The following is a 25061-nucleotide window of genomic DNA, read 5'->3' on the forward strand; positions in this document are numbered from 1 at the left end:
TATTGTTTTAGAGTGAGAGGTAAAAATATGAAACGTGTTTCGTTTATTGATTTAGGATCTAACTCCGTTCGTTTTGTTATTATTGAGATTAATGATAATGGGAGCTATCAGCTTATATATCAACAAAAGGAAAGCATTCGTTTAAGTGAGAATATGTGGGAAAAAAATCGTCTCACTGAGGAAGCCATTGAACGTGCTATTTTAACGTTAAAGGGGTTTGCGCATATGGCCGAAGCTATGGATAGTCATGAGATTTATGCTGTAGCGACTGCTGCCGTACGGTTAGCTAAGAATGGAGATGACTTCATTCGTATCGTAAAAGAGCGCACTGGTATTGATTTAGAATGTATTGATGGTTCTGAAGAAGCTTTTTTAGGATTCCTTGGCGTTGTCAATACGATTGGTCTGGAAGATTTTATTCTGTTTGATTTAGGCGGTGCCAGTATTGAAATCACCTTAGTCAACAATCGTAAAGTGAAGCAAAGTGTGAGCTTACCGATGGGGGCCCTTACATTAACGGGGAAATTTCAAAAAGGCGAAGAGATGAGCGACAAAGAGCGTAAGACATTGCTCTCATATATTCAAGAGATTTTAGGTAAGGAAAAATGGCTAAAAAATAAGCAATTGCCATTAGTTGGTATTGGTGGTACTGTTCGTAATTTAGCTAAAATCGATCAACGTGCTCACAACTATCCGATTGCCAAATTACATAACTATGAATTAACCTATGAACGACTCGATGAAATTTATGACATGGTTTGTGATAAAACACTTGAACAACGTCGTAAGATTGCCGGTTTATCTGTAGAACGAGCAGATATTATTATTGCTGGTACAGCGCTTATTCGTGAACTTATGCAGTTTGTTGATGCTAATACAATTCGGGTCAGTGGTTGTGGTCTTCGTGACGGGATGTTTTATCGGTATTACGGGCAACATTACATGAATCCGAGTGGGATTATTGATAATATTTTAACGCACTCGGCTGAAAATGTATTGCTTGGCATGGTACAATGCGATTTAATTCACGCAAAGTATATTACTAATTTAATGACCATGTTGTATGACCAATGGAACGCTCAATATCAGTGGGGCGATCGCATGCGTGAACTCATTCAAGTAGCGGCTTTACTTCATGATTTAGGTAAAAGTATTAACTATTATGGCCATGCCCGTCATAGTGCATATTTAATTGTGAATAGCAACTTATATGGGCTTTCTCATCGAGAACAAGCTATTTGTGCATTTATAGCAGCCAATTCGCATGGGGCTAATAATAAGTTTATTAAAAGCTCACCATATGGTCATTTATTGAGTATTGAAGATAAAGCAATGCTTACGCAAGTTTCACTGATGTTAGCATTAGCCGAAGCGATTGATGAAAGTCATGAACAATCGGCTGTTTTAGTAGATACTGATTTTAATGATAAAACGATTACTATTACGGTATGGAAGAAGCCCGGTGGCAATACATCTATGGCTGAGGTGGTGATCAATAAGTTAATTAAACAATGTAAAAAAGATTTTAAAAAGAATCTCATTGTAGAATGGCGGGAAGCCTTGTAAGGAGGTATTATGGCCTTAGATAAGCCGCTCTTGTATGGAATTATCCATTTAGGGGCTAGTAGCATGAGCATGACCATTGTCGAATATACAACCATTGATGATGTTAAAATAATTGAATATGCTTCTCGTGATGTAACCTTTGGGGAAGAACTATTTCACAATAAACGCCTGTCTTTTCAAACCATTGAAGAAATATGTCGTCTGTTAAAAGGCTATAAGCGACTTATGAAAGAAAATGGTGTGACTGATTATACGGTATATGCCACCGCTATTGTACGTGAAGCGGAAAATCGCCGAAGCATTATGGATCAGATTTTTGTACAAACTGGTTTTAAAGTAGAAGTCGTGGATATGCCAAAAGAAATCTACTATAAATATTTTGGCTTGTACTATCGTATGATGCAGCAAGGGTTAACTAATACAGATGATGCTGCTTTATTTTTGGATATTACTTCTGGGGGTGTAGGGATTACCGTTTGGAAGGGTGGTGCCTTATTATTTCAGGAAAATGTCCATTTGGGCACCTTACGTGTTATGGAGTCCTTTAACCGTAATCAACGATCGTCCTTATCATTTCCTGATGCGGTAGGTGAATATTTGCACAGTATGTTACAGCCTGTTGAGGAAGAAGTTCGGCGCTTTAATGTAAAATATTTTGTTTTATCTGGTGATGAGGCTCGTGAAATTGCCAATTTAATGGGATTTAAAACGCATGGCAAAGAAACTATGGCATTACTGCCAAAACAGTTTGAAGAATTTGTTGACTCTTTTCATGGTGTCACAGCGACTAAGCTCGTAAATCGTTATGATATACCAGAACATCGCGCTAATATATTAATGCCGACTATTGTGTTATATTCTGAATTGTTAAAAATGGTGCACCCACAAAGTTTACTAATTAGTTCCTATGGTTTTGTGGATGGCGTTGTTTTATATTATGGAGCAGAGATTGAAAATAACAAGTTTTTGTATATGATGCGTGAACAAAATCTACAGTTAGCACGGGCTATTGCCGAGAGTTATCAGGTAGACACTTTACATGCTCGTGAAGTGGAACGATTCTCTTTGCAGCTATCTAGAGCTTTGGCTGATTATGGTATTACGGATCGTATGATATTTGTGCTTCAATTGGCGGCTATTTTAGCAGAAGTAGGGAAGTTCGTTAGTCTTCGCAATCACAGTGAACATGCATACCATATTATTATGGGGACAGATTTATTTGGGTTATCAGATAGTGAAAAAGAGGTCGTTGCTAATGTAGTGTATTATCACTATAAGGGTAAACCTGATGATGATGATGAAAACTTCCGTTATTTAAAAGAATCACAAAAAGTATGGGTTATGAAATTTGTAGCCATATTACGTTGTATGCGTGCTTTAGATGTGAGTCATAAACGAAAGATTTCAAAATTGGGGATAAAGCGAGATGACAAAAAAATAGTTGTAAACGTACATACAGACCAAGATATATCATTAGAAAAGTGGACCTTTGAGCGAGAAGCTGAGTTTTTTAGTGAAGTTTTTGGCTTAGAGATGGTCTTACGCATAGGAGGTAAATAAGGAATGTTTAATAATTATAAATATTACTTTAACCGTGAATTATCTTGGCTAAAGTTTAATCAACGAGTACTACAAGAGGCTATCGACAATACCAATCCTTTAATGGAAAAATTACGCTTTATTGCTATTACAAGCTCTAATTTAGACGAATTTTTTATGATTCGTGTAGCCGGCTTACGACATCAAGAGGAAAGTGGCATTGTCAAATATGATGCAGCTCATATGGATGCTAGAGCTCAATTGAAGGCTATTGATGAGTCGGCTAAACGTTTGGTGCGTGTTCAGTATACTTATCTGAATCATGTGATGGAAATGTTGGCTAAGGAAGGGCTTCACTTCGTGAAACCAGAACATTTAAATGGGGAACAATTAGAATGGCTGCGTATGCATTTTGAACGTGTTGTATATCCAGTAGTAACACCTTTGGCAGTTGACTCAGGACATCCTTTTCCATTTTTAGCCAATAAAACAATCAACACAGTGGTTCAAATCAAGCGCTCTATTGTAGAGACCGAGGAAGATGCGGAAGCAAAGATAGCTATTTTACCGATTCCATCCGTATTAGATCGTATTATTGAAGTACCAAGTAGTGAAGGGCAGCGTTATTTCCTATATTTAGAAGATGTGATTACCTACTATGCTAATATGTTCTTTGTGGGGTATGATATTTTAAAATCTATGACATTCCGTGTGACCCGTGATGCGGACTTAGAAATAGATGAAGAGGAAGCACAAGATTTATTACGTGAAATGGAAGAATCGTTGCGTCGTCGTCGTCGTGGGGCTACTGTCCGTTTGGAAGTGGCTGGTGAACCAGATGATGAATTATTACATTTTATTCTATCTAGTTTACAGCTAAAACCTAAAGATGCCTTTATGGTGCATGGGCCTTTAGATTTGTGTATGTATTTTAGCTTCTGTGATTTGCCGGGGTATGAACATTTACGTTATGTACCCTTTGAGTCTTGTGAGCCCGCTGATTTAGTGGGGCATGAAGAAGAGAACATTTTTGATCTTATAAAGCGCCATGATATTTTTGTTCATCATCCGTTTGAAACGTTCCAAACCGTAGAAGATTTTGTGGCACAAGCAGCGAATGATGCTAATGTATTGGCTATTAAACAGACGTTATATCGCGTAAGTAGTAATTCACCTATTATTTCGTCATTAATTAAGGCGGCTGATAATGGTAAGCAAGTAACGGTACTTATGGAAGTAAAGGCTCGCTTTGATGAAGCCAATAATATTTTAATGGCTCGCCGTCTTGAAAAATCTGGTTGTCATGTTATCTATGGGTTAAAAGGGTTAAAAACTCATTCCAAAATTACTATGGTCGTGCGTCGTGAAGATGATGCGATTCGGCGGTATGTGCATTTAGCAACCGGTAACTATAATGGTAAAACGGCGCGTTTATATACGGATTGCGGGATTTTTACTTGCAATGATGAATATAGTGAAGATGCCTCGGCATTTTTTAACTTAATTTCTGGCTATTCGGATCCACCAATTTGGAATAAATTTATTGTGGCACCGCTTAATTTGCGTGAGAAGATTATGGAGCAAATTGATGAAGAAATTAAGTATGCTGAACAAGGTGAAGAGGCCTATATGATTGCTAAGATGAATTCTTTGCTAGATAGAGAAGTGGTGGCTAAGCTATATGAAGCTTCTTCGAAAGGGGTAAAAATTGATCTTATTGTTCGTGGTATTTGTACCTTGCGTCCTGGCATTCCCAATGTAAGTGAAAATATTCAAGTTCGTTCTATTATTGGTCGATTCTTAGAACATCATCGCTTATTCTATTTCCGTCATGGTGGCAGTGACCGTGTATTCTTATCCAGTGCGGATTGGATGCCACGCAATTTAAATGAACGTGTAGAATTGATGATTCCTATTGAAGATAAAGATCATAAAGAACGGATTAGAGGCATTTTGGAATTATATTTACAAGACAACCAAAAAGCTCATGTAATGCGTGCGGATGGTTCGTATCGTAAACTTGTAAGTAAGGAAGATCGTATTTCGGCGCAAGAAGTGCTTATGAAAGAAGCTAAAAAAGCCTGTGAACGTCCTCAGTTAACAGTTATTGAGCGAATGCAACCTATGTATAAAGAGTAAATTTATTACTTTAGTTGGCAAAATACTAGAGAGAAATGGAAAAATATTTACACGAATCGTTTAATCAATGAGCAGAAAATATATTCAATTGATTTTAGGTAAAAATTATTAGGTAATTGGAAAAAATTTAATAAAAATAAATAATTTTTCTGACTATGTAAAGAGCATTATTTTGATACGAGGTTTATTTTATCAAAATAATGCTCTTTTTTGTTAAGCGTTTAGTAGCTTAAGTACCTCTTTTAATATAGGGTTTTAGAGGCTTGTCTTGGTTTTGACAGGGTATTATTACTAAACTGAATAAAAAATGAATGATTGATTTAGCAAAAAAAGTTATATATATGATGATAACTCAATTGTGTGCTTTGCGAGTGGACATATAAGGCATGAGATATAAATTTAAAAGAATATAAGAAGTCAATGAATATAAGACTTTTTCTTGTGGGTTTGCGGTAAGATTGACGTTGAATATCTCTTTGTGGTAGAATAGGCAAGCAGGAGGGATTAGATGACAAAATATCTAGTAATTCAGAAAGAGAATATGACGAGTCTTATGAAGCGTCATACAGGTCTTATTCTGTTACTCTTAGCAATGGTGTTTATTACTATTTCTGGTTTTGCTTGGAATGTAAAGTCAGTTACAATTACAGCTGATGGCGAAACACGCATTGTTAAGACACACCTCAACTCAGCGGATGGGGTTTTACGTGATGCGGGCATTACGCTTGGCAGTAAAGATGCTGTTTTATTAAGTACAACAACTGTTCAAAATGGTACGGAGTTAACAGTATTGCGCGCATTTCCAGTAAAAGTAATCGTTGATGGCGTAGCATCAGATGTGATGACTGTGCAAACAACGGCCCAAGGCTTAGCTGATGAGTTGGGATATAAGGCACCTAATTACGTACCATTGGGAGATAGTCAAGCTCATTTACAATCAGGTAGTGAAGTGGCTATAGCTCGCGTAACTAGTCGTTCTGTTAAATCGTATGAACAACCTGTAGATGTTCAGGTTATTCATCAGCGAGATGATACTATGCGCAAAGGTGAGCAAGAAGTGGTTCAAGAAGGATCCGCTGGTCTTATCGCTGTGCAAGAAGAAATCTTGTATCAGGATGGCAAAGAAATTAAAAAGCAAATTATTAGTCAGAATGAAATTAAACAGATGGTACCAACAATCATTAAAGAAGGGACTCGTGATGTTGTTGAAACATCGCGTGGCGTTGTACGTTATCGCGAGGTACTGACAATGGAAGCGAGCGCGTATTTACCAGGTGATGGTGATGGTCGAGGTATCACAGCTAGCGGTATGGTAGCACAGCGAGGCGTTGTCGCCGTTGATCCGAATGTTATTCCACTAGGAACACGTTTATACATTCCAGGTTATGGTATGGCCATAGCGGCGGATACTGGTGGTGCTATTAAAGGGCATCGTATTGATTTATTAATGGATTCATATGGTGAGGCCATGGAGTTTGGTCGTCGTTCTATTGAAGTCTATGTGTTACAATAAGTAATTTAGTTTATAAATTATATATAGCCAACACAGCGTAAGAAGCGGCTCACAGATTTGTGACCGCTTCTTTATTATTTGCTCAGAATTTGGTAAAATTAAATAGCTAAAACAGTATTTACATGACTGGAAAACTATATTAAAAATTTGAAAAACGTAGTATTAGGCTATTGTGGAAAGGACATACTTATGTTAAAAGAAGTCATTGTAGTAGAAGGTAAGTCGGATATTCAACAAATTGCCAAAGCTATAGAAGCTGATTGTATTGCCACAGAAGGTTTCACATTACGTAAAGGCGTACTAGAGCAGATTCAAGTAGCCTACGACAAACGAGGTATTATTATTTTTACAGATCCTGATACAGCGGGTGAACGAATCCGTCGTTTTTTAGCTAAGAAATTTCCTAATGCACAACATGCATTTATATCCCGTGATTTAGCAACCGCCAATGATGATATTGGCATTGAACAAGCTGAACCGGATGCCATTCGCGAAGCTCTAGGAAAATTACACACCCATAATTTAGAGTCTTCAGAAGAATTTACTATGCAGGATATGGTGGCTCATAATCTGTCAGGCTTTCCACGTAGTGCTGATAATAGAGCCATTGCAGGGGCTAAATTAGGCATTGGTTATGGAAATAGCAAACAATTTTTATATCGTCTGAATCATTATGGTGTGACTCGTGAAGACTTTAATGAAGCTATGCGCGATATTATGCTTGGCTAATAGATTGCCAGTTATATAATTTTGAAAGGTACTATATGTTAGAATCAATTATTGCAAGTCCAGAGGTAGTACATTATATATGTAAACGCTTTGGCATACACATGAGCAAAAAGTTGGGGCAGAACTTTTTAATTTCTCGTCATGTGGTGGATGATATTGTAAAAGCGGCTCAATTAATTCCTGGGGAGCCTGTTCTTGAAATTGGGCCTGGTATAGGCACTTTAACGCAAGGGCTGGCTCAGAGCAAGGCTGATGTGACTGCCGTTGAATTAGATCGGCGCTTACTGGAAGTATTGGATACTACATTAGCTGGTTATGAGAATGTACGCATTATTCATGGTGATATCTTAAAAGTAAATATTCCTGAACTAATGAATAATCAGCCTTTTAAAGTGGTGGCTAATTTACCGTATTATATTACGACACCTATTATTATGTCGTTGTTGGAAATGAAATTACCTATTGAACGTCTTGTTGTAATGGTTCAAAAAGAAGTGGCTGAGCGAATGGTAGCTAAGCCTGGTTCAAAAGCGTATGGTGCTTTGTCTGTAGCTGTACAATATTATACGGAACCAGATATTGTCTTTGAAGTATCGCCTAAATCATTTTTGCCACCACCAGAGGTGACCAGTGCCGTAATTCGTTGTCGTTTGCGTAAAGAACCACCAGTACAAGTGACGGATGAGAAATTATTATTCCGTGTTATTAAGGCTGCTTTTGCGCAACGTCGCAAAACTTTCAGCAATACGATGAAAACAACAGGGCTTACAAAAGAACAAATTGGAGCTATCTTAGATAAGGCGCAAATTGATGGTAATTTGCGTGGTGAAACATTTACCTTAGAAGATTTTGCTCGATTAGCGAATGCTTGGCATGCGTTATACGGTCAAGCAAAATAATTTGGCCCTATTTTATAAGTTTCATATTTAGTAAAAATATAATTGGTACTATTACTTAGTATAGGAGCAAGATAGATGCTGCAGAAAGTTCTAAAGGGAATCGGCATTCTAGTTGTTTTGATTGCGTTTATTATAGGAGCTTTTTATGTAACGGCTCCTATATATTCTTTACGGGGGATTCCTGTTTTAAATTATCATCAAGTGAATGATGAAAAATTTTCGCCATTAACCATGAAAACATCGGATTTTGATGCGCAAATGGCCTATTTACATAATCAAGGTTATCATGCCATTACCTTAAATCAACTTTATAATTATTTACAGCATAATGTTGCACTCCCTGAAAAGCCGGTTGTGATTACTTTTGATGATGGGTATGTGGACAATTATGAAGAGGCAATGCCTATTTTACAAAAATATGGTATGAAGGCAACTTTATTTATGATTGGTGATTCCATTGGGGCCCCAGGATTTTTAAATGCTGAGCAACTAAAGGCAATGGAGTCGAATCATATTTTTGATGTAGAATCACATACGTATACGCATAAGGATTTACGGAGTATGTCGGGGGAAGCTGTGATTACAGAATTTACGAAGTCTAAGCAGCTATTAGAATCTGTATTAGGCCATCCTGTAGAATATATAGCCTATCCTTGTGGGTTTACAACACCTCAAGTTGATCAGCTGGCACAAGCTACGGGCTATCGTTTAGCGTTTACGGTGGATACGGGTAATGTAAATCAAGGGGAGAATGATTTTAATTTAGATCGAGTACCCGTATTTGAAGGGGATAACCCACTGTTAAGTATGAAACTACGGTTGCATTATGTAGAAATTATTGGGGGGCTTTGGGCACTACGAGATTTTTTGCGTGACCATAATCAGCCAACCTTAGCAGCATTAGTTCCTTTATTTTAAAAGACAATTAAACAGTAATACGACGATAGAAAAAGAACCTATCCGAGGAGGGCGCAATACCTTTGGCTACGTGTAGCAGGTTTGCGAATCGGATAGGTTCTTTTATTGTTTAGTAATTCTATTATTGTTTAGTAATCACGTACTATTCTTGGTTCATCACTTTTAGAAGAGATTACTCATTTACATGTTCATTCAGTGGTGGTGTTTCAAGGAACGTTACATCAGGATTTCGTTCAATAACCCAACCCATTTGCCATTCATTACTGATTAAGATGACTGTACGGCCGCGATTATCTTTAACGGCCATCGCATTGTCTAGGCCTTTGAGTTGTTTAATATCTACATTGCCTTTTACCCAGCGTGCTACACTGTAAGGTAAGGAATCAGTAATTGGTTCTACGCCGTATTCGTTGCGTAAGCGATATTGTAATACTTCAAACTGAAGCATACCAACAGCGCCGACAATGAAAGAGTCAAGCGAATGTGGTTGTTCGAAAATCTGAACAGCCCCTTCTTGCGCCAGCTGCGTCATCCCTTTTTGGAATTGTTTACGTTTCATCGTATCTTTAGGACTAACGCGGGCAAAAAACTCAGGTGGGAATACAGGGAAGTCACCAAACGTTACTTTGTGGTTAGCCGCACATAAAGTATCGCCCACGCCCATAGTGCCGGCATCAAAGACACCGATAATATCACCAGGATAGGCTTCATCAATAATGGTACGTTCAGTGGCCAAAAATTGTTGAGGCTGTGCTAAACGAATAGTTTTACCTGATTGACGATGTAAAACGGACATACCTTTTTCAAATTTACCAGAGCAGATACGCATAAATACAATGCGGTCATGATGGTTTGGATTCATGTTAGCCTGAATTTTGAAAACAAAGGCGGAGAAGTCTTCAGAAGAAGCGTCTACCGTTTTTTCTAAGGCTTGACGAGGCGCAGGAGATGGCGCTAAATCAAGGAATTTTTCTAAAAATGGTTTAACACCAAAGTTAGTCATCGCTGAGCCAAAGAACATCGGTGTTAATTCACCAGCACGGACACGGTCAAAGTCGAATTCATCACCAGCTACATCAAGGAGTTCGATATCATCAATCAATGATTGATGGACTTCATCGCCTAACAGTTCACGGAATGCTGGATCATCTACGGATTCTTTAGTAGAGGCTAATTTTTGTTGACCATGCGTTTCATCTTTAGCAAATAAATCTACTGTGTGGGTTTCACGGTCATAAATGCCTTGGTATTCACCATTAATACCAACAGGCCAATTCATAGGAACAGCACGAATGCCAAGGGAATTTTCGATTTCTTCCATTAAGTCAAATGGGTTACGGCCAAAATGGTCAATTTTGTTAACAAAGGTGAAAATAGGAATGCCACGTTCTTTACAAACAGCAAACAGTTTTTTAGTTTGGGCTTCTACGCCTTTGGCTACGTCGATGAGCATAACCGCGCTGTCAGCCGCCATAAGAGTACGATAAGTATCTTCTGAAAAGTCTTGGTGACCAGGGGTATCCAAAATATTGACACGACAGCCATCATAGTCAAATTGTAGTACGGAACTGGTAACGGAGATACCACGTTGTTTTTCAATTTCCATCCAGTCAGATACTGCATATTTTTGTGTTTTACGGGATTTTACAGAACCAGCTAAGTGGATGGCACCCCCGTAAAGGAGTAATTTTTCAGTTAATGTAGTTTTACCGGCGTCAGGATGCGAGATGATCGCGAAGGTGCGCCGACGTTTCACTTCTTCTAAGAATGTCATGTTGTCACCTCATACAAATTATCTATCCTTAAAATTATATACTACATTGTGCGTGGTTGTCATTAAGGAAGTGGTAAACTTTTATGAAAGGGTAAGATAGTGTATAATAGAACAGATAAAGGAGGGCCTATGAGATTATTTATTGCCGAAAAGCCGAGTATGGGGCGAGAGATAAGTAAATATTTGCCAGAACAAAGTCGGGTGCAAAAACGTGACGGTTTTATAGTGCAAGGCGATGATGTAGTCACATGGGCCTTTGGTCATGTACTTGAGCAAGCCGAACCAGGTGATTACAATGAGCGGTATAAACGCTGGAATGCAGCTGACTTGCCCATTGTGCCAGAAGAGTGGCGTTTATTAATTACCAAGAGTAGTGAAAAGCAGTTTCATACGATTAGAAAGCTGATTGAAGAGGCTGATGAAATTGTCAATGCTGGTGACCCGGATAGAGAAGGGCAATTATTGATTGATGAAATTTTACTGTTTGTCAATAATACAAAGCCGGTAAAGCGTATATTACTAAATGCACTTGATGAAAAGTCGATTCGCTCAGCTTTGGCTGATTTGCGAGATAATAAGGATTTTTATAATTTACAACAATCAGCTTTGGCAAGGGCGCGGGCTGATTGGTTGATTGGGATGAATTTGTCTCGAGCATATACATTGCAACAGCGTCGACAAGGTAATAAAGTTACATTTCCAATTGGGCGGGTGAAGACACCTACACTAGCATTGGTGGTACGACGTGAACGAGAATTAGAAAACTTTGTCCCCGTTGATTATTTTACGTTAAAAGTATTATATGAACATGCTAATGGGAGCTTTTGGGCGACGTGGCAACCAAAAGATGAACAGGTCGGCTTGGATCCAGAAGGACGGTTACTAAATAAAGCCATTGCTGAAGAATTGGCAAAACGGTTAGTCGATAGTAAAACGGGTGTAATTGAAAAGCGCGAAAAGACGAAGAAGAAAGAACCTCAAAAGTTACCTTTGTCCTTGTCAGCGTTGCAAGTAGCAGCGGGTAAAGCTTATGGGTATGATCCGCAACAAGTATTAGATACTGCTCAGAAATTATATGAAAAAAAATTGACGACCTATCCTCGTTCTGACTGTGATTATTTGCCAAACAATCAGTATGGTGATCGTAAAGCTATATTGCAGAATTTAAGTCAAAACAGTGGCGTTATTGGTGAATGGGCGAAAGGAGCTAATCAGTCGATTAAATCTCGCGCTTGGAATGATAAAAAAATTACTGCTCACCATGCTATTATTCCGACTACTGTAGCCTGTAATATATCGTCATTACCAACGATGGAGCGGAATATCTACTTTTTGATTGCTCAGTCTTATATAGCACAATTTTATCCTGAACATGAATATGAGCAAACACGCTTAACCGTAGGGCAAGAGGGTGAACAGTTTGTTGCCCATGGACGTGTGATTACGGTGCTTGGTTGGAAGGCTTTGTTTCAGAAACCTAAAAAAAATGAATCGAATACGGATGAAATGGATTCAGATAATTCGGATGTGGAAAATAGCGAGAACGCTAGTGAGATTACCAGTGCTGGCAAGAAAAGACCGGCGATTGAAGAGAGTGGTGAACTCCCAACGGTAAAAAAAGGCGATACGTTGGTAATGGATAATTATGCGATTGATCCTAAACAGACGAAGCCACCAAGTCGTTTTACGGCAGCTACGTTATTGCAAGCTATGAAAGAAATTCATAAATATGTGAAAAATGAAGACCTTAAAAAGCAGTTAAAGGCTGTATCGGGCATTGGTACGGAAGCAACGCGAGCGACTATCATTGATGAATTAATTAATCGTAAATTTATGTCTGTAAAAGGTAAAAAGAAAATTATTCAGCCTACCGAGTTAGGGTATCTATTGGTTGATGCCTTACCTGAAGAAATGCTATATCCTGATGAAACCGCTCTTTGGGAAGAACGGTTGGCTGCAATGAGTGAAGGGGCCGATACATTAGATTCTTTTTTGACGGATCAGATTGCCTTTTTGAAACGCCTCATTGAAAAGGCCAATAATGGACTTACCGTGGATGGACTTGATACAGATGGTTTCAATATTGCGAGTACCGTACGTACGGTGAAGCGTCAGGCCCCGTTAAATGGAAATAAGGGTACTAATAATGATTCAACATATGCTGCAGTACGTCAGCCTTTGAGTGAGGAGGAACTTAGCAAACTTGCAGATTGTCCAGCTTGTGGTCAAGGAAAATTACAGTTGCGTAAAGGTAAATTTGGTGAGTTTTATGGTTGCACAGAATTTCCTAAATGTCGGTATACGCAGCCAGTAGGTGGGACTAATCAAAATAGGCAAAACGGTGAAGGCCGTACTGCTAGTGGTACTAATTCACTTGATCCTCAAGTATCGATGGCTTTACAAGAGGCTCAAGCTAATGGCACTTTGGAATATAAGTGTCCTCGTTGTGGTGAGGGCTATTTAGTCCCTGTTAATCGCAATGGGCGCGTGAATTGGACCTGCTCGAACCAATTACAGTGCCGAACCATTGTGGCGGACGTGGATGGAAAACCTATTAAATTTTCTACCTGAGTATTATAAAAGGCTGTATCGTCTTGTCGAAACCTGCGTTCTTACGAACAATGGTTTTTTACAAGACGATACAGCCTTTTACTAATGAAGCTAGTAGAGAAATTTAATAGGCGTTCTCCCTTTTTCCCTGCAAGACGGAGATCGCTCTTTGATAAAGGATAAGGAGTTTAATGTTTAGCAAATTATGCCCTATCTCTTAGTAGGGTTTTATTGATGAGAAGAAAAGGGTTCTTGAGAAGGTATTTGAATAAGTAAATATAAAAAGAATGGCCCCACTCTTTAAGAGCCACATTGTTCGTTAGAACGCCAGTGGCTTGTAAGAGTGGGGCCATCCTTTTTATGCTAATAAGATAAAACAAGAACCTTTTCTTTTAGTTATAAATACCCTGGGAGATAGGGCACTTATTTACAGTCACATCCTTTACCGAGAGCGACGCCGTCTTGTATTCGCGCCTTTATGTCCAGTTGCTTTATGTCGTTTAGCTTTAGTCGCTTGATAATTAGATTTAATGGATGGTTTTTTAGTAGTTGTTGCTTTTTTAGGGGCTTGAGCACGACCTTTTGTTTTTACTTGCCCATCGGTTGTATATTTGGTTAAGGTAGCTTCAATAGCCCGTTCAATGCGGCGTAGCCAAGGCTCATCAGCTTGCGTAGCATAGGTAATGGCAATTCCACTAGTACCAGCACGGCCAGTACGGCCGATACGATGGATATAATAATCCACATCGTGAGGAACATCAAAGTTGTAGATATGACTAATTCCTTCAATATCAATGCCACGAGCCGCAATATCAGTGGCTACTAAAATTTGTGTACGAGCACGAGCAAAGTCACGTAAGATTTGAGTGCGTCGACCTTGTGTTAAATCGCCATGAAGTTCGCCAATATTGAAACCAGCGGCCGTTAATTCATAGGAAAGACGAATGGCTCCTTCTTTTTTATTGCAGAAAACAATAGCTAAATAAGGATTGTCTTCTTTAATTTGAGCCATTAAGCGCTCTAATTTTTCTTCAGGTTTTACCATGATAACACGTTGTTCAATTGTATCTAAGGTAACATTATTGCCTTTTACGGTGACGGACATTGGTTTTTTCATGTAAGCTTTGGCAAGACTGCGGATGCGGTCAGGTACGGTGGCGGAGAAAAGCAGTAATTGGCGATTGGCATTCGTTCGTTCAATGAGGGATTCTACATCAGGTAAAAAGCCCATGTGAAGCATTTGATCAGCTTCATCGAGTACGATGCGTCGAACAGTATCTAAAATTAAAGAACCTCGAGTTGCATGATCGAGTAAACGACCAGGTGTGCCAATGATTACATGAGGACGGCGGCCTAATTGCTGTAACTGCCCCTCGATAGTACGTCCACCAATCAGTGGAAGTACATCAACACCTAATATATCACCAATATTTTTTGCTTCGTCTGCAATTTGTTTGACTAACTCGCGAGTAGGGGCTATGATAAGCGCTTGCTCTTGAAAGACATCTACGTGAATACGTTGTAAGACTGGTAATAAAAAGGCTAACGTTTTGCCTGTACCTGTTTGGGCCATAGCGATTAAATCATGACCTTTAAAGGCTGGTGGAATGGCTTGCTCCTGAATTGGTGTAGGTTCTTTGATTCCCTGTTTTGCTAAGGCTTCAATTAATTCAGGTACTACACCAAGGGTTTGAAATGATTTCATATGAAAACTCCTTTATATGGTTACAGATAATATTTGAAATTTTAAAATGAGTATAGGAAATGGCACATATTAGAATTTAGAAGTTTGGTACATATAAGTTATGAAATGTGCCATATTATAAACAAAATAAATAAAATTATACGTTTATTATAGCATAAAATATATAGCCTGCGTTATAGACGTAGTTTTGGTGAAGTTATTATGAGTCATTTTAATGCATGGAATTTCAAAGATTGACCTAATTCGTTTGAAATTTGATATTGGTTAAACATTAAGTGAATACGTTAAATGATAAATTTATATATTAAGAATAAATTGAGAACTATTCTTTAATTGATAATGATTTGATAAGTGATTAAATTTAGGATTATTTTTAGATAAAGAGAAATTATATCAAATGAGAATGATAAGAATAGAGTGTAAGTACTTTATATATAGTTGCTAAAATAGTATATGATAATGAAAATTGAAAGAATTCTATATATATTGACATGATTCGATATTGCAAATCATTATTGAAATTATCCTCTGTTGTGATATAATTTAAGTGTAATTTTTTATCAGTATGTGTGGCGTTGTAGAACTAAACTTATGATAGAGATGAGTTTGTTTAGATTCAACCACAAGGAGGTGTAGGACTGTGATCAAATCGTTGGCATCGATGAAACCAGGTGAAGCAGGTGTGATTAAGAAATTGCATGGATCTGGTAACATCAAACATCGTCTTGTTGACATGGGGTTAGTACCAGGGACTTTTGTGCGCGTTATGAAATTCGCGCCCTTAGGTGACCCAGTAGAAATTAAAGTGAAGAACTTTGATTTAGCCTTACGTGTTAGCGAGGCAGAAACTATTGACATTGAAGTAAGTCAGGAGGCCTAGGATGAGTGAGCAAAATACCACATCCATCCGCATTGCATTAGCGGGGAATCCGAATTGTGGTAAAACGACAATTTTTAATAATATTACCGGTGCTAAGCAGCATGTAGGTAACTATCCCGGTGTAACCGTGGAAAAGAAAGAAGGGGAATGTACTTTTAGCGGTAAAGATTTACTCTTTATTGATTTACCAGGTACATATAGCTTAACAGCCCGTTCCTTAGATGAATTAGTAGCTCGTAACGTCATTATCAACGATGAACCAGACGTGTTAGTTAATGTTATTGATGCCTCTAATTTGGAACGTAACTTATATTTAGCGGCGCAATTATTAGAATTGGAACGCCCGTTGGTTATGGCTCTTAATATGTCTGATGTGGCTAAAGATATGGGCGTAAACATTGACATTAAGAAATTAAGTGAATTAACAGGCGCTACGATTGTTGAAACCATAGGCCGTGACAATGTGGGTACTAAAGAATTGTTACAGGCAGTTATTGATGTAGCGAAAGAGGCTAAAAAACCAAGTGCTACTATTGATTATGGTCCAACATTAGAACCAGCAATTGATGAAGTTATGGTGGAGCTTGAAAAAGCGGGAACTATTTCGTATCCATTGCGTTGGGTAGCCATTAAGTTATTAGAAGCTGATGCAGACGTAGTAAAAAAAGTACAAGCTTTTGATCATACTGAAGCAGCTTTGGCTAAAGCAGAACAGTGGCGTGAAATATTAAAAGATAAAGTAGATTTAGAAATTATATTCCAAGAATTCCGTCATAGTTTTGCTGTAGCTACTTATAATGATTCTTTACAAGGCACACCGAAAGAAATTGAAACAAAATCGGATCGTTTAGATAAAGTGTTGACACATCGTGTGTTAGGTTTGCCTATTTTCATGATTGTTATGTGGTTATTGTTTAACTTCGTTAATGAAGTGGGGGCGTATCCACAAGGCTGGATTGAAGATGGCTTTACTGCTTTAGGTGAATGGGCGACAACGGTGATTCCAGAAGGACAGTTACAGTCGTTAGTTGTGGATGGTATTATAGCTGGTGTTGGCGCCGTATTGAGCTTTGTACCATTAATTGTATTATTATTCTTGGGGATTGCCTTCCTTGAAGATACTGGCTATATGGCGCGAGCAGCGTTTGTAATGGACCGCATCATGCGTGCTTGTGGTTTACATGGTAAATCCTTTATTCCACTTTTGATTGGCTATGGCTGTAGTATTCCTGCTATTATGGGGGCCCGTATTTTAGATAATAATCGAGATCGTATGATTACGATTTTAGTGTCGCAGTTTATGACTTGTAGTGCGCGATTGCCAGTATATACTTTGTTTATTGGGGCCTTCTTCCCAGTAGCGCAACGTGGTACGGCACTATTTGCCATTTATTTTGCAGGGATTATCTTAGCCGTTGTTATGGCTAAAGTATTCCGTAAGTTCTTATTCCCAGGTGAGTCTGAACCATTTGTAATGGAATTACCACCTTATCATATGCCAACTTTGAAAAGTGTGTTAATGCATATGTGGGAACGTGCTTGGTTATATGTTAAAAAAGCGGGTACATTTATTTTAGCCGCTTCCGTGTTGATTTGGTTCTTAGCATCCTATCCTCAAGAGGTTCAATACTCTGAAGATTTCGATGCAGCTCGTGAACAAGTAACACAGGAATATCAGGCGAAAGACGATGCAACCTTGTTACAATATGGTATTGCTACTGAAGCACAGAAAGAACCAATTATGGCTCTTGTTGATCAGATGACAACCATTCAAGAAGAGCAGGATGCAGCAGCTGAAGAAGCTGGCGTAGAAGAAGAGGAAATTGGTGATGAAGGGTTGAATGGTCAAGTGGTTGAAACTTCCACAGAAGAGGAAGTAGCTCCAGAAGTACCTGATTACTTTAATGATCTTCAAGTAGCTAATGCAAGCGAATTTCCAGTTGCTTGGGCCATTTACTTAAATAACCAAGATAAAGAAGAAGCTCTTGGTGAAATCGATCAAAAAGAAGCGTCTGAAAAATTAGAAGGTTCTTATGTTGCTATGATTGGTAAAACGATTGAACCAATTATGCGTCCACTAGGGTTTGATTGGAAGATGAGTGTATCTTTGGTAACAGCTTTGGCTGCTAAGGAAGTTATGGTAAGTACACTCGGCACAATTTATGCAGTAGGTGCTGATGAAGAAAATGAAAAACCATTACAAGAGTACTTACGTACTGATCCATCCTTTACACCACTTGTTGCGGTAGGTTTAATGATGTTTGTGCTTATCTATCCACCATGTTTTGCGGCTATGGCTGTCTTTAAACGTGAAGCTGGTGGCTGGGGCTGGTTAGGCTTCTTTATGGTGTACTCAACGGCTCTTGCTTGGGTGGCAGCATTTATCGTATATAATGGTGGTCACTTACTTGGACTTCATTAATAAAATATTGATTTATTAGATTTAATGAATTGAAATGGTTAGGCGCTGTTCGTTAAGTAATTAGTTAGTTTCCATTAATTGTTAAATGAGAATTAACCGATGATACTCATTGAGAATGCTTATACAGACAAGCTTTTCTCAAAATTATTTTAAAGTGGTATTGATAAAATGAGAAAGATGGTGTATGATAATGGAGAACCTAATAGTTTATCTTATCGGATTAATCGCTGTATTATTTGTTATTCGCAAAGCTTACAAGACTGTATCTGGTAAAGGCGGTTGTGGCTGTGGTTGCGGTGGCAATAGCACTGGCAAGAAGGATCATGAATCATCCACTGGTTGTGGTTGCGGTTGTGGGTGTAGCGGTAGCAAATAAATAAAATATTACAGTAAGTACTGGTGAATACAGGGTATTCCGAAGATTTACGGCAGAAGTAGCCAAGGTTCAGTGAGGTGAGCCTTGGCTATTTTTATAAACATAGGGAGTAAAACATTTTAGTTTCACTGTAAAATGTTTTACTGAGGGTATAATTTACTGAAAGAGAAAGGTGAGATTTTTATGTTTAACGTAGACAAAAACAAAGTAAAAAATGCTAATTTATTTGCAGCTGGTTTAGCGCTTGGTACAGTAGGTTTAAAAGTATTAACCAGTAAAGATGCTAAAAAAGTATATGCTAATGTAGTGGCTGCTGGTCTTCGCGCTAAAGAAAGCGTTATGGAAACAGCTGAAAAAGTACAAGCTTCTAGCGGTAGTATTTTAGCAGATGCTCAAGAAATTAACGAAAATCGTCGTAAAGAAGAAGCGTTATTTGAAGAAGAAGAAGAAGAAAAGGGTGAATAATTAATATGTTGAAGTTTTCGGTTATTCAACGATTATCGAAACGTCTTCATGTTAGATGCACCGGTCGCTTATTTAATGATGCAGAAGCTGCCTATGTAGAGAGTATTTTAATGCAGCAACCTGCGATTGAAAAAGCACAATTCTTTACTCGTTCACGGGATTTAATCATTCAACATACTGGTGATGAAATTGCTGTGCGTGATGCTTTGGTAGCTCTTAATACATTAGATTTTACTCAGGCCCCCGCATTGACAGAATATTCACCAAGATTGGTTAATAAAAAGTATAAAGAGTCTATGCTTAATCAGACCCTTGTGTACTTAGGTAAGAAACTACTATTGCCAGCACCCATTAATATGGTTTGGTCGTGGTTTAATGCCTTGAAGTTTGCTAAAACAGCAGTGACTATGCTATGGCATCGTAAATTAACCGTTGAAGTACTAGATGGTGTAGCGATTACTGTATCCTTATTGCGTGGTGACGTTTCAACCGCTGGGGCGATTATGTATCTCCTTGGTATTGGTGAAACTTTAGAAGAGTGGACGTTACGTAAATCTGTACTTAATTTAGCTGAAAGTATGTCTTTAAATGTTGATAAAGTATGGGTTAAAGTTGATGGCGTAGAAGTGAGTCGTCCGGTTGCTGAGGTAGTAGAAGGTGATCAGGTGGTACTTCGTCAAGGTGAAGTTGTGCCATTAGATGGCGTAGTGCTTGAAGGCGTCGTACTTGTTAATGAAAGCTCTATGACAGGTGAACCTGAACCGGTTCGTCGTGATGAAGGTTGTTCTGTTTATGCGGGCACAGTCGTTGAAGAAGGCACTTGTGTTATTGAAGTGAGAGGGAATTCTAAGTCTTCGCGCTATGAACAGATTGTAGCTTTGATTGAAGAGTCGGAACAGATGAAATCGGGCATGGAACAAAAAGCCTTTCATATGGCCGATAAATTAGTGCCTATTAGTTTTGCAGGGACTCTTTTGACCTATCTTTTAACGCGTAACACCATGAAAGCATTATCCTTCTTAATGGTGGACTTTTCATGTGCTTTAAAACTGAGTATTCCATTGGCGGTATTGTCGGCTATGGAAGAAGCCTCTAAACGCGGAATTACCGTTAAAGGTGGTAAATATTTAGAGCAAATTGCAGCCGCTGATGTAATTGTATTTGATAAGACGGGCACACTAACAAAAGCAGAACCTGTTTTTGAAGATATTATTACCTTTGATGGCAATGATGCCGATGATATGCTTATGCTAGCGGCTTGCTTAGAGGAACATTTCCCTCATTCTATGGCAAAGGCTGTTGTGAATGCGGCTGAACAACATAATTTACCGCATAAAGAAAAACATTCCTCTAAAGTAGAATATATCGTAGCACATGGTATTGCTTCTAAAGTGGGCAATCGTAAATGTCGTATTGGGAGCGCTCATTTCATTTTTGATGATGAAAAGACTGTGATTCCAGACGGAGAACAAGATAAATTTGATAATTTACCAAGCGGTTTCTCTCATTTATATTTAGCTATTAGTGGTCGTTTAGCGGCTGTGTTACTTATTAAAGATCCAATTCGTGAAGAAGCTAAACAAGTCATTCAAGATTTACATGATTTAGGCATCAAAAAAGTTGTCATGATGACGGGCGATAGTCAGCGAAATGCTGAACGAGTGGCTCAAGAAATTGGCATTGATGAAGTACATGCCGAAGTATTGCCTGGTGATAAAGCCGCCTATGTAAAACAGGCGAAAGAAGAAGGCTATACAGTGATGATGATTGGTGATGGGATTAATGATTCACCAGCTCTATCAGAAGCACATGTAGGCATTGCTATGAATGAAGGGGCTCCTATTGCGCAGAAGATTGCGAATGTAACAGTATCTTCTGATGATTTAAGTAGTATTGTTGACTTACGTCGTATTGCTATGAAATTGATGGATCGCATTCAGTTTAATTATAATTCTATTGTAGGGGTAAATGGCGCCTTAGTTGGATTAGGTTTATTCCAAGTATTGACACCAAGTACGACTGCATGGATGCATAATATGTTTACGCTAGGCATTGGTCTGCGTAGCATGACACCATTATTACCAGCTAAAAAAGACAGTACTGATGAAATGGCTATTGAGACAGAAGCTCAAGTTGTAGCGTAAGGGTTATATATGGGCGGGTTTTCTTCGGAAAGCCCGCTATTTTTGTTGAGTTTTCAGGGCGCCTATAGTAGAATAAAACTATTGAATTGTTGATTTGGGAGGTTTTGACATGAAAGTCCTCGTTGATATTTTGGGGCGCACCTTTTTTATGAGCTTTTTTATAATACTCGTACCCTTAGGTGCCTATACAATACATAATGGCTCTAGCGCAATGGTAGCCTTGGTTAGTTATTTAGTGTTGTCTTTGTTAGTGCCCATTGCATATTTATCTTCAAAACGAAGTGGTTTTGGGCCTGAGGAGAAGCGCGTGAGTCGTCTTGCGTATATCGTTGGTTGGATATTAGTCCAATTAGGAACTTATCAGAGTTTCTTTGTAGGAGATTTTTCTTTTTTATGGGCGTTGCCAAGCGTGGGCCGTGATGTAGCCTTTGTCATTGTTATGTATGTGCAAGTGGCCCTTTCATTAACGGTGGGATATATACTAAATAGCTTAGTTCGTAGGAGTGCAACAAAATGATAAAAAATTTATTTCGTATGTTTATATTGTGCGCTGTTATTATTGTGCCAATTTCAATGATTGTATTGGCTACGCAAGGAGCGACCTTAGGCATGGTGGCATTTTTGATACTTGCTTTATTGGTGCCATCTATTTTGCGTCGTCATAATCGTTTAGAAGGATTAGTGACGTACCCTTGGCGCAGTGGGCTATATGTATACAGCTGGCTTTGGTGTTTGACATTTTTCTTTTTAGGGGACAGCGTCATTCCTTTTACAGTAGCGGCTGATAATACAGCGTTGGTCATTCTGACTTGGGTTGGCTTATTTGTAGTCGCGCTCTTTGCTATGATGTTAGTCAATGTGATTTTAACTATGTTTTTTAGTCGTCCTCGCTTTAATCGTTGGTTAGATGATTCATTAGATATGGCTGTTTATTCCTTGCCAGTGCCTATGTTGCTTTTAGGGGATGTACTCTTTTTAAATGTGCCAGATCCTGCATTGGCTGCTCAAATTAGTCCACAAGTCTTTGGATTTTTACAGTTATGGCTATATGGTTTTGTTATTTGGACTATGGCTGTGATTGCTATCTATTTACATCCACGATTTGGTGAAAAGCAGGGCTTACGTTTAGGGCGTATTATGCTAACCGCATTGGCTTGGTTAGCCATTAATGGACATTTAATGTATGGCTGGAAACCTGACTTTGCTATGGAGTTGTTATACTTTTTGATGCCTGTGTTCCAAGGAAATTTGCTAGTTTATATTACCCCAGGGGTACTTGAATTTATTGTATTAGCACTTTCTGTAGGATTGGGCCTTCGTTTGGAAGATGGCATTGCTAATTGGCAAGCTAAACGAGCTGCTAATAAGTAAAACCTTTGACAACGCGCTTTAGCTTGACAGAGCGCTTTATATTTAATAATATAGTAGATGATTTGCTAGTCGGTGACTGTCTGTATCGCAGATATTACATATGAAACGAACAGAACGATAACCAGAATAGGAATCATCTATTTTTTATTCGACTTATATCCATGGTGGAATAAGAACGGAGGAAGTACATGTCTAAAATAAACAATGAAACAACTAGCGATACGAATAAGCCGGTGAAAAATCCGTATGCTAAACAACGTTTTAGTTTACGCCAATTGACTGTTATTGGCTTATTATCTGCTTTAACTGTAGTCTTAGGGGTAACCGGTCTTGGTTTTATTCCCATTCCGCCAATTAATGCGACTATATTACATATACCAACATTAATTGGGGCGCTCTTAGAGGGACCAAAGATTGGTATGGTGATTGGCTTTATATTTGGTTGTTATAGTTTAGTCCAAAATATGATTCAACCTAATATAATGTCATTTGTGTTTTTAAATCCGATTGTATCTGTGTTACCACGCATGCTCATCGGTCCACTTAGTTACTTAGTGTATCGCTATTTACCATTTAAAAGACCTGTATGGCGAGTTATGCTAGCGCTATTTATGGGTACAATGATACATACTATTTTAGTAATGGGTTTAATTTATATTATTTATGCAGAACCATATGCAGCGGCTAAAGGAATTCCTGTGGAGAATGTGGCGAATATTGTTATTGGTGTTGCCGTTTTCCATGGTCCATTAGAAGCTTTAGCGGCTGTTGTGGTAGGGACTCCCGTAGTGATGGCGTTACGGGCTAAACTTAAGAAAGCTTAATAAAACTATGACTAAGACTAGCCCTGACGTGTTGTAAGGGCTTTTTTTATGGATATATTGATAAATGAACAAGTATTGGTTTGTCGTAATTTGAAAGGGTGATAGTATGAAAAAATGGCGAACGATAGGTCTTACGGCTGTATTAGCGGTAGGCGTTGTACTGGGGAGCGTATTATTAGGTGGTTGTGGCTCTAATTCGACAGAGTCTACCAAGAATGGATTAGCAGTTGTAACCACGGTGTATCCTGCGTATGATATAGCAAAACAAGTGGGCGGTGATAAAGTTAATGTGACTATGTTAGTACCACCAGGCACGGAACCTCATGATTGGGAACCAACAGTCAATGATTTAAAAGCTGTGGGGAAAGCAAAATTATTTATTTATAATGGCGCTGGATTAGAACCAACAGAAAAACTATTGGCGGCTGATATTATAAAAGAAGCAAAGCCCGTTGAATTATCGAGTGTAGTTGACGTGTTACCGAGCGCTACTACAAGCCTCGATAGTGAGACTGAAGCTATGCATCATAGCCACGAAGGGAATGGTGCAGAGGCGCATCATCATGAACTAGGGGCTAAACCAATTGCGGGAGAACACGAGCATCATCATGATACGGTAGATCCTCATGTTTGGTTAAATCCGATGAATGTGGCAAAAGAAGTAGATTTAGTTGTGAAAGCATTTAGTGAAGCAGATCCTGCTAATAAAGAGTATTACGAAGCCAATGGCAAAGCCTATAAAGAAAAATTAATAGCGTTAGATACGGCATATCATACGTTTGCTTCGCAAGTGGCTACTAAAGAATTGGTAGTGACTCATGAGGCCTTTGGTTATTTAGCAAAACAGTATGGGTTTACGCAGCTGGGCATTATGGGGGTAGCACCTGATGCAGAACCAACGCCAGAACGGATGGCTTCTATTATTAGCTTCGTAAAGGCCCATAAAGTGCAAGCTATTTTTAGTGAAGCCTTGGTTAATCCTAAATTAGCTAATGCTATTGCTGGTGAAACGGGCGCTAAGGTATATATGCTAAATCCAGTGGAAGGCTTAACAGAAGAGCAAATGAAGGCAGGTGAAAATTATTTGACTATTATGACACAAAATTTAACGGTACTTCGTGAAGCATTAGGTGTTAACTAAGAGCTTGTCTATTTCTCAATGTTATGTTCGTTATTGATATTTATCATTACAAACCTATTGCCCATTAGTATTTGACTATGATAAAATATGAGTAACAGGTAATAGT

General features: G+C 38.5%; 19 protein-coding genes. 17 read left to right on the forward strand and 2 right to left on the reverse strand.

The genetic code is table 11. The features are described from left to right. The first annotated feature begins 27 nt into the window (after positions 1-27). The 7 genes from ppx (at position 28) to DYE54_RS01115 (ending at position 9303) form a co-directional block, all read left to right on the forward strand. Positions 28-1566 (forward strand): exopolyphosphatase, encoded by a 1539-nt coding sequence (ppx, locus tag DYE54_RS01085; protein WP_115309492.1) that lies wholly within the window; start codon positions 28-30, stop codon positions 1564-1566. A 9-nt stretch (positions 1567-1575) separates the two neighbouring features. Beyond that, positions 1576-3126, forward strand: a complete 1551-nt coding sequence (locus tag DYE54_RS01090; RefSeq protein ID WP_115309493.1) for a Ppx/GppA phosphatase family protein — start codon at positions 1576-1578, stop codon at positions 3124-3126. 3 nt (positions 3127-3129) lie between these two features. Continuing rightward, positions 3130-5244: an RNA degradosome polyphosphate kinase gene (locus tag DYE54_RS01095; RefSeq protein WP_115309494.1), complete on the forward strand. Its 2115-nt coding sequence runs from the start codon at positions 3130-3132 to the stop codon at positions 5242-5244. Positions 5245-5752: 508 nt separating this feature from the next. Then, on the forward strand, positions 5753-6757 hold the full coding sequence (locus tag DYE54_RS01100; protein WP_115309495.1) for a 3D domain-containing protein: 1005 nt from the start codon (positions 5753-5755) through the stop codon (positions 6755-6757). 189 nt (positions 6758-6946) lie between these two features. After that, on the forward strand, positions 6947-7486 hold the full coding sequence (gene rnmV, locus DYE54_RS01105; RefSeq protein WP_115309496.1) for a ribonuclease M5: 540 nt from the start codon (positions 6947-6949) through the stop codon (positions 7484-7486). Between the two features lie 35 nt (positions 7487-7521). Further along, on the forward strand, positions 7522-8385 hold the full coding sequence (gene rsmA, locus DYE54_RS01110) for a 16S rRNA (adenine(1518)-N(6)/adenine(1519)-N(6))-dimethyltransferase RsmA (protein ID WP_115309497.1): 864 nt from the start codon (positions 7522-7524) through the stop codon (positions 8383-8385). A 75-nt stretch (positions 8386-8460) separates the two neighbouring features. Continuing rightward, the gene (locus DYE54_RS01115) at positions 8461-9303 is read left to right on the forward strand and encodes a polysaccharide deacetylase family protein (protein WP_115309498.1); all 843 of its coding nucleotides are present in this window, start codon (positions 8461-8463) and stop codon (positions 9301-9303) included. 172 nt (positions 9304-9475) lie between these two features. Here the strand turns inward: DYE54_RS01115 and DYE54_RS01120 are convergent, their stop codons facing one another. Further along, positions 9476-11077, reverse strand: coding sequence for a peptide chain release factor 3 (locus DYE54_RS01120; protein WP_115309499.1), 1602 nt, complete (start codon positions 11075-11077; stop codon positions 9476-9478). Between the two features lie 129 nt (positions 11078-11206). Between DYE54_RS01120 and DYE54_RS01125 the strand changes: the two genes are divergently transcribed. Continuing rightward, a complete protein-coding gene (locus DYE54_RS01125) occupies positions 11207-13648 on the forward strand; it encodes a DNA topoisomerase 3 (RefSeq protein ID WP_115309500.1) in 2442 nt (813 codons plus the stop codon). Positions 13649-14069: 421 nt separating this feature from the next. Here DYE54_RS01125 and DYE54_RS01130 read toward each other — a convergent pair whose 3' ends face one another. Next, a complete protein-coding gene (locus tag DYE54_RS01130; RefSeq protein WP_115309501.1) occupies positions 14070-15332 on the reverse strand; it encodes a DEAD/DEAH box helicase in 1263 nt (420 codons plus the stop codon). A 661-nt stretch (positions 15333-15993) separates the two neighbouring features. Here DYE54_RS01130 and DYE54_RS01135 point away from each other — a divergent pair. The 9 genes from DYE54_RS01135 (at position 15994) to DYE54_RS01175 (ending at position 24955) form a co-directional block, all read left to right on the forward strand. Then, positions 15994-16212 carry a FeoA family protein gene (locus DYE54_RS01135; RefSeq protein WP_115309502.1) on the forward strand — a complete coding sequence of 73 codons (219 nt, stop codon included), beginning with the start codon at positions 15994-15996 and terminating at the stop codon, positions 16210-16212. Between the two features lies 1 nt (position 16213). Further along, a complete protein-coding gene (gene feoB, locus DYE54_RS01140) occupies positions 16214-18634 on the forward strand; it encodes a ferrous iron transport protein B (protein WP_115309503.1) in 2421 nt (806 codons plus the stop codon). 190 nt (positions 18635-18824) lie between these two features. Continuing rightward, positions 18825-19010, forward strand: coding sequence for a FeoB-associated Cys-rich membrane protein (locus tag DYE54_RS01145; protein ID WP_115311061.1), 186 nt, complete (start codon positions 18825-18827; stop codon positions 19008-19010). A 183-nt stretch (positions 19011-19193) separates the two neighbouring features. Further along, the gene (locus DYE54_RS01150) at positions 19194-19475 is read left to right on the forward strand and encodes a DUF6110 family protein (RefSeq protein WP_115309504.1); all 282 of its coding nucleotides are present in this window, start codon (positions 19194-19196) and stop codon (positions 19473-19475) included. Positions 19476-19480: 5 nt separating this feature from the next. Beyond that, complete coding sequence (locus tag DYE54_RS01155; RefSeq protein WP_115309505.1) at positions 19481-21619, forward strand: heavy metal translocating P-type ATPase; 2139 nt, start codon at positions 19481-19483, stop codon at positions 21617-21619. Between the two features lie 109 nt (positions 21620-21728). Further along, positions 21729-22136 (forward strand): hypothetical protein, encoded by a 408-nt coding sequence (locus DYE54_RS01160; protein ID WP_115309506.1) that lies wholly within the window; start codon positions 21729-21731, stop codon positions 22134-22136. Further along, positions 22133-22990 carry a hypothetical protein gene (locus tag DYE54_RS01165; RefSeq protein WP_115309507.1) on the forward strand — a complete coding sequence of 286 codons (858 nt, stop codon included), beginning with the start codon at positions 22133-22135 and terminating at the stop codon, positions 22988-22990. The genes DYE54_RS01160 and DYE54_RS01165 overlap by 4 nt, the downstream gene beginning before the upstream one ends. A 188-nt stretch (positions 22991-23178) precedes the next feature. Beyond that, positions 23179-23814 (forward strand): ECF transporter S component, encoded by a 636-nt coding sequence (locus tag DYE54_RS01170; RefSeq protein ID WP_115309508.1) that lies wholly within the window; start codon positions 23179-23181, stop codon positions 23812-23814. A 106-nt stretch (positions 23815-23920) separates the two neighbouring features. Next, positions 23921-24955 carry a metal ABC transporter solute-binding protein, Zn/Mn family gene (locus DYE54_RS01175; protein ID WP_115309509.1) on the forward strand — a complete coding sequence of 345 codons (1035 nt, stop codon included), beginning with the start codon at positions 23921-23923 and terminating at the stop codon, positions 24953-24955. The last annotated feature ends 106 nt before the right edge of the window (positions 24956-25061 follow it).

The organism is Veillonella criceti (genome assembly GCF_900460315.1).
In the GTDB taxonomy this organism is placed as follows: domain Bacteria; phylum Bacillota; class Negativicutes; order Veillonellales; family Veillonellaceae; genus Veillonella_A; species Veillonella_A criceti.

Coding starts and splice junctions, on each gene's coding strand:
- DYE54_RS01130 (WP_115309501.1), bottom strand. CDS start 15,332: ATGAAATCATTTCAAACCCTTGGTGTAGTACCTGAATTAATTGAAGCC.
- DYE54_RS01160 (WP_115309506.1), top strand. CDS start 21,729: ATGAAAGTCCTCGTTGATATTTTGGGGCGCACCTTTTTTATGAGCTTT.
- rsmA (WP_115309497.1), top strand. CDS start 7,522: ATGTTAGAATCAATTATTGCAAGTCCAGAGGTAGTACATTATATATGT.
- DYE54_RS01165 (WP_115309507.1), top strand. CDS start 22,133: ATGATAAAAAATTTATTTCGTATGTTTATATTGTGCGCTGTTATTATT.
- DYE54_RS01120 (WP_115309499.1), bottom strand. CDS start 11,077: ATGACATTCTTAGAAGAAGTGAAACGTCGGCGCACCTTCGCGATCATC.
- DYE54_RS01150 (WP_115309504.1), top strand. CDS start 19,194: ATGTTTAACGTAGACAAAAACAAAGTAAAAAATGCTAATTTATTTGCA.
- feoB (WP_115309503.1), top strand. CDS start 16,214: ATGAGTGAGCAAAATACCACATCCATCCGCATTGCATTAGCGGGGAAT.
- rnmV (WP_115309496.1), top strand. CDS start 6,947: ATGTTAAAAGAAGTCATTGTAGTAGAAGGTAAGTCGGATATTCAACAA.
- DYE54_RS01170 (WP_115309508.1), top strand. CDS start 23,179: ATGTCTAAAATAAACAATGAAACAACTAGCGATACGAATAAGCCGGTG.
- ppx (WP_115309492.1), top strand. CDS start 28: ATGAAACGTGTTTCGTTTATTGATTTAGGATCTAACTCCGTTCGTTTT.
- DYE54_RS01175 (WP_115309509.1), top strand. CDS start 23,921: ATGAAAAAATGGCGAACGATAGGTCTTACGGCTGTATTAGCGGTAGGC.
- DYE54_RS01095 (WP_115309494.1), top strand. CDS start 3,130: ATGTTTAATAATTATAAATATTACTTTAACCGTGAATTATCTTGGCTA.
- DYE54_RS01090 (WP_115309493.1), top strand. CDS start 1,576: ATGGCCTTAGATAAGCCGCTCTTGTATGGAATTATCCATTTAGGGGCT.
- DYE54_RS01145 (WP_115311061.1), top strand. CDS start 18,825: ATGGAGAACCTAATAGTTTATCTTATCGGATTAATCGCTGTATTATTT.
- DYE54_RS01155 (WP_115309505.1), top strand. CDS start 19,481: ATGTTGAAGTTTTCGGTTATTCAACGATTATCGAAACGTCTTCATGTT.
- DYE54_RS01135 (WP_115309502.1), top strand. CDS start 15,994: ATGAAACCAGGTGAAGCAGGTGTGATTAAGAAATTGCATGGATCTGGT.
- DYE54_RS01115 (WP_115309498.1), top strand. CDS start 8,461: ATGCTGCAGAAAGTTCTAAAGGGAATCGGCATTCTAGTTGTTTTGATT.
- DYE54_RS01125 (WP_115309500.1), top strand. CDS start 11,207: ATGAGATTATTTATTGCCGAAAAGCCGAGTATGGGGCGAGAGATAAGT.
- DYE54_RS01100 (WP_115309495.1), top strand. CDS start 5,753: ATGACAAAATATCTAGTAATTCAGAAAGAGAATATGACGAGTCTTATG.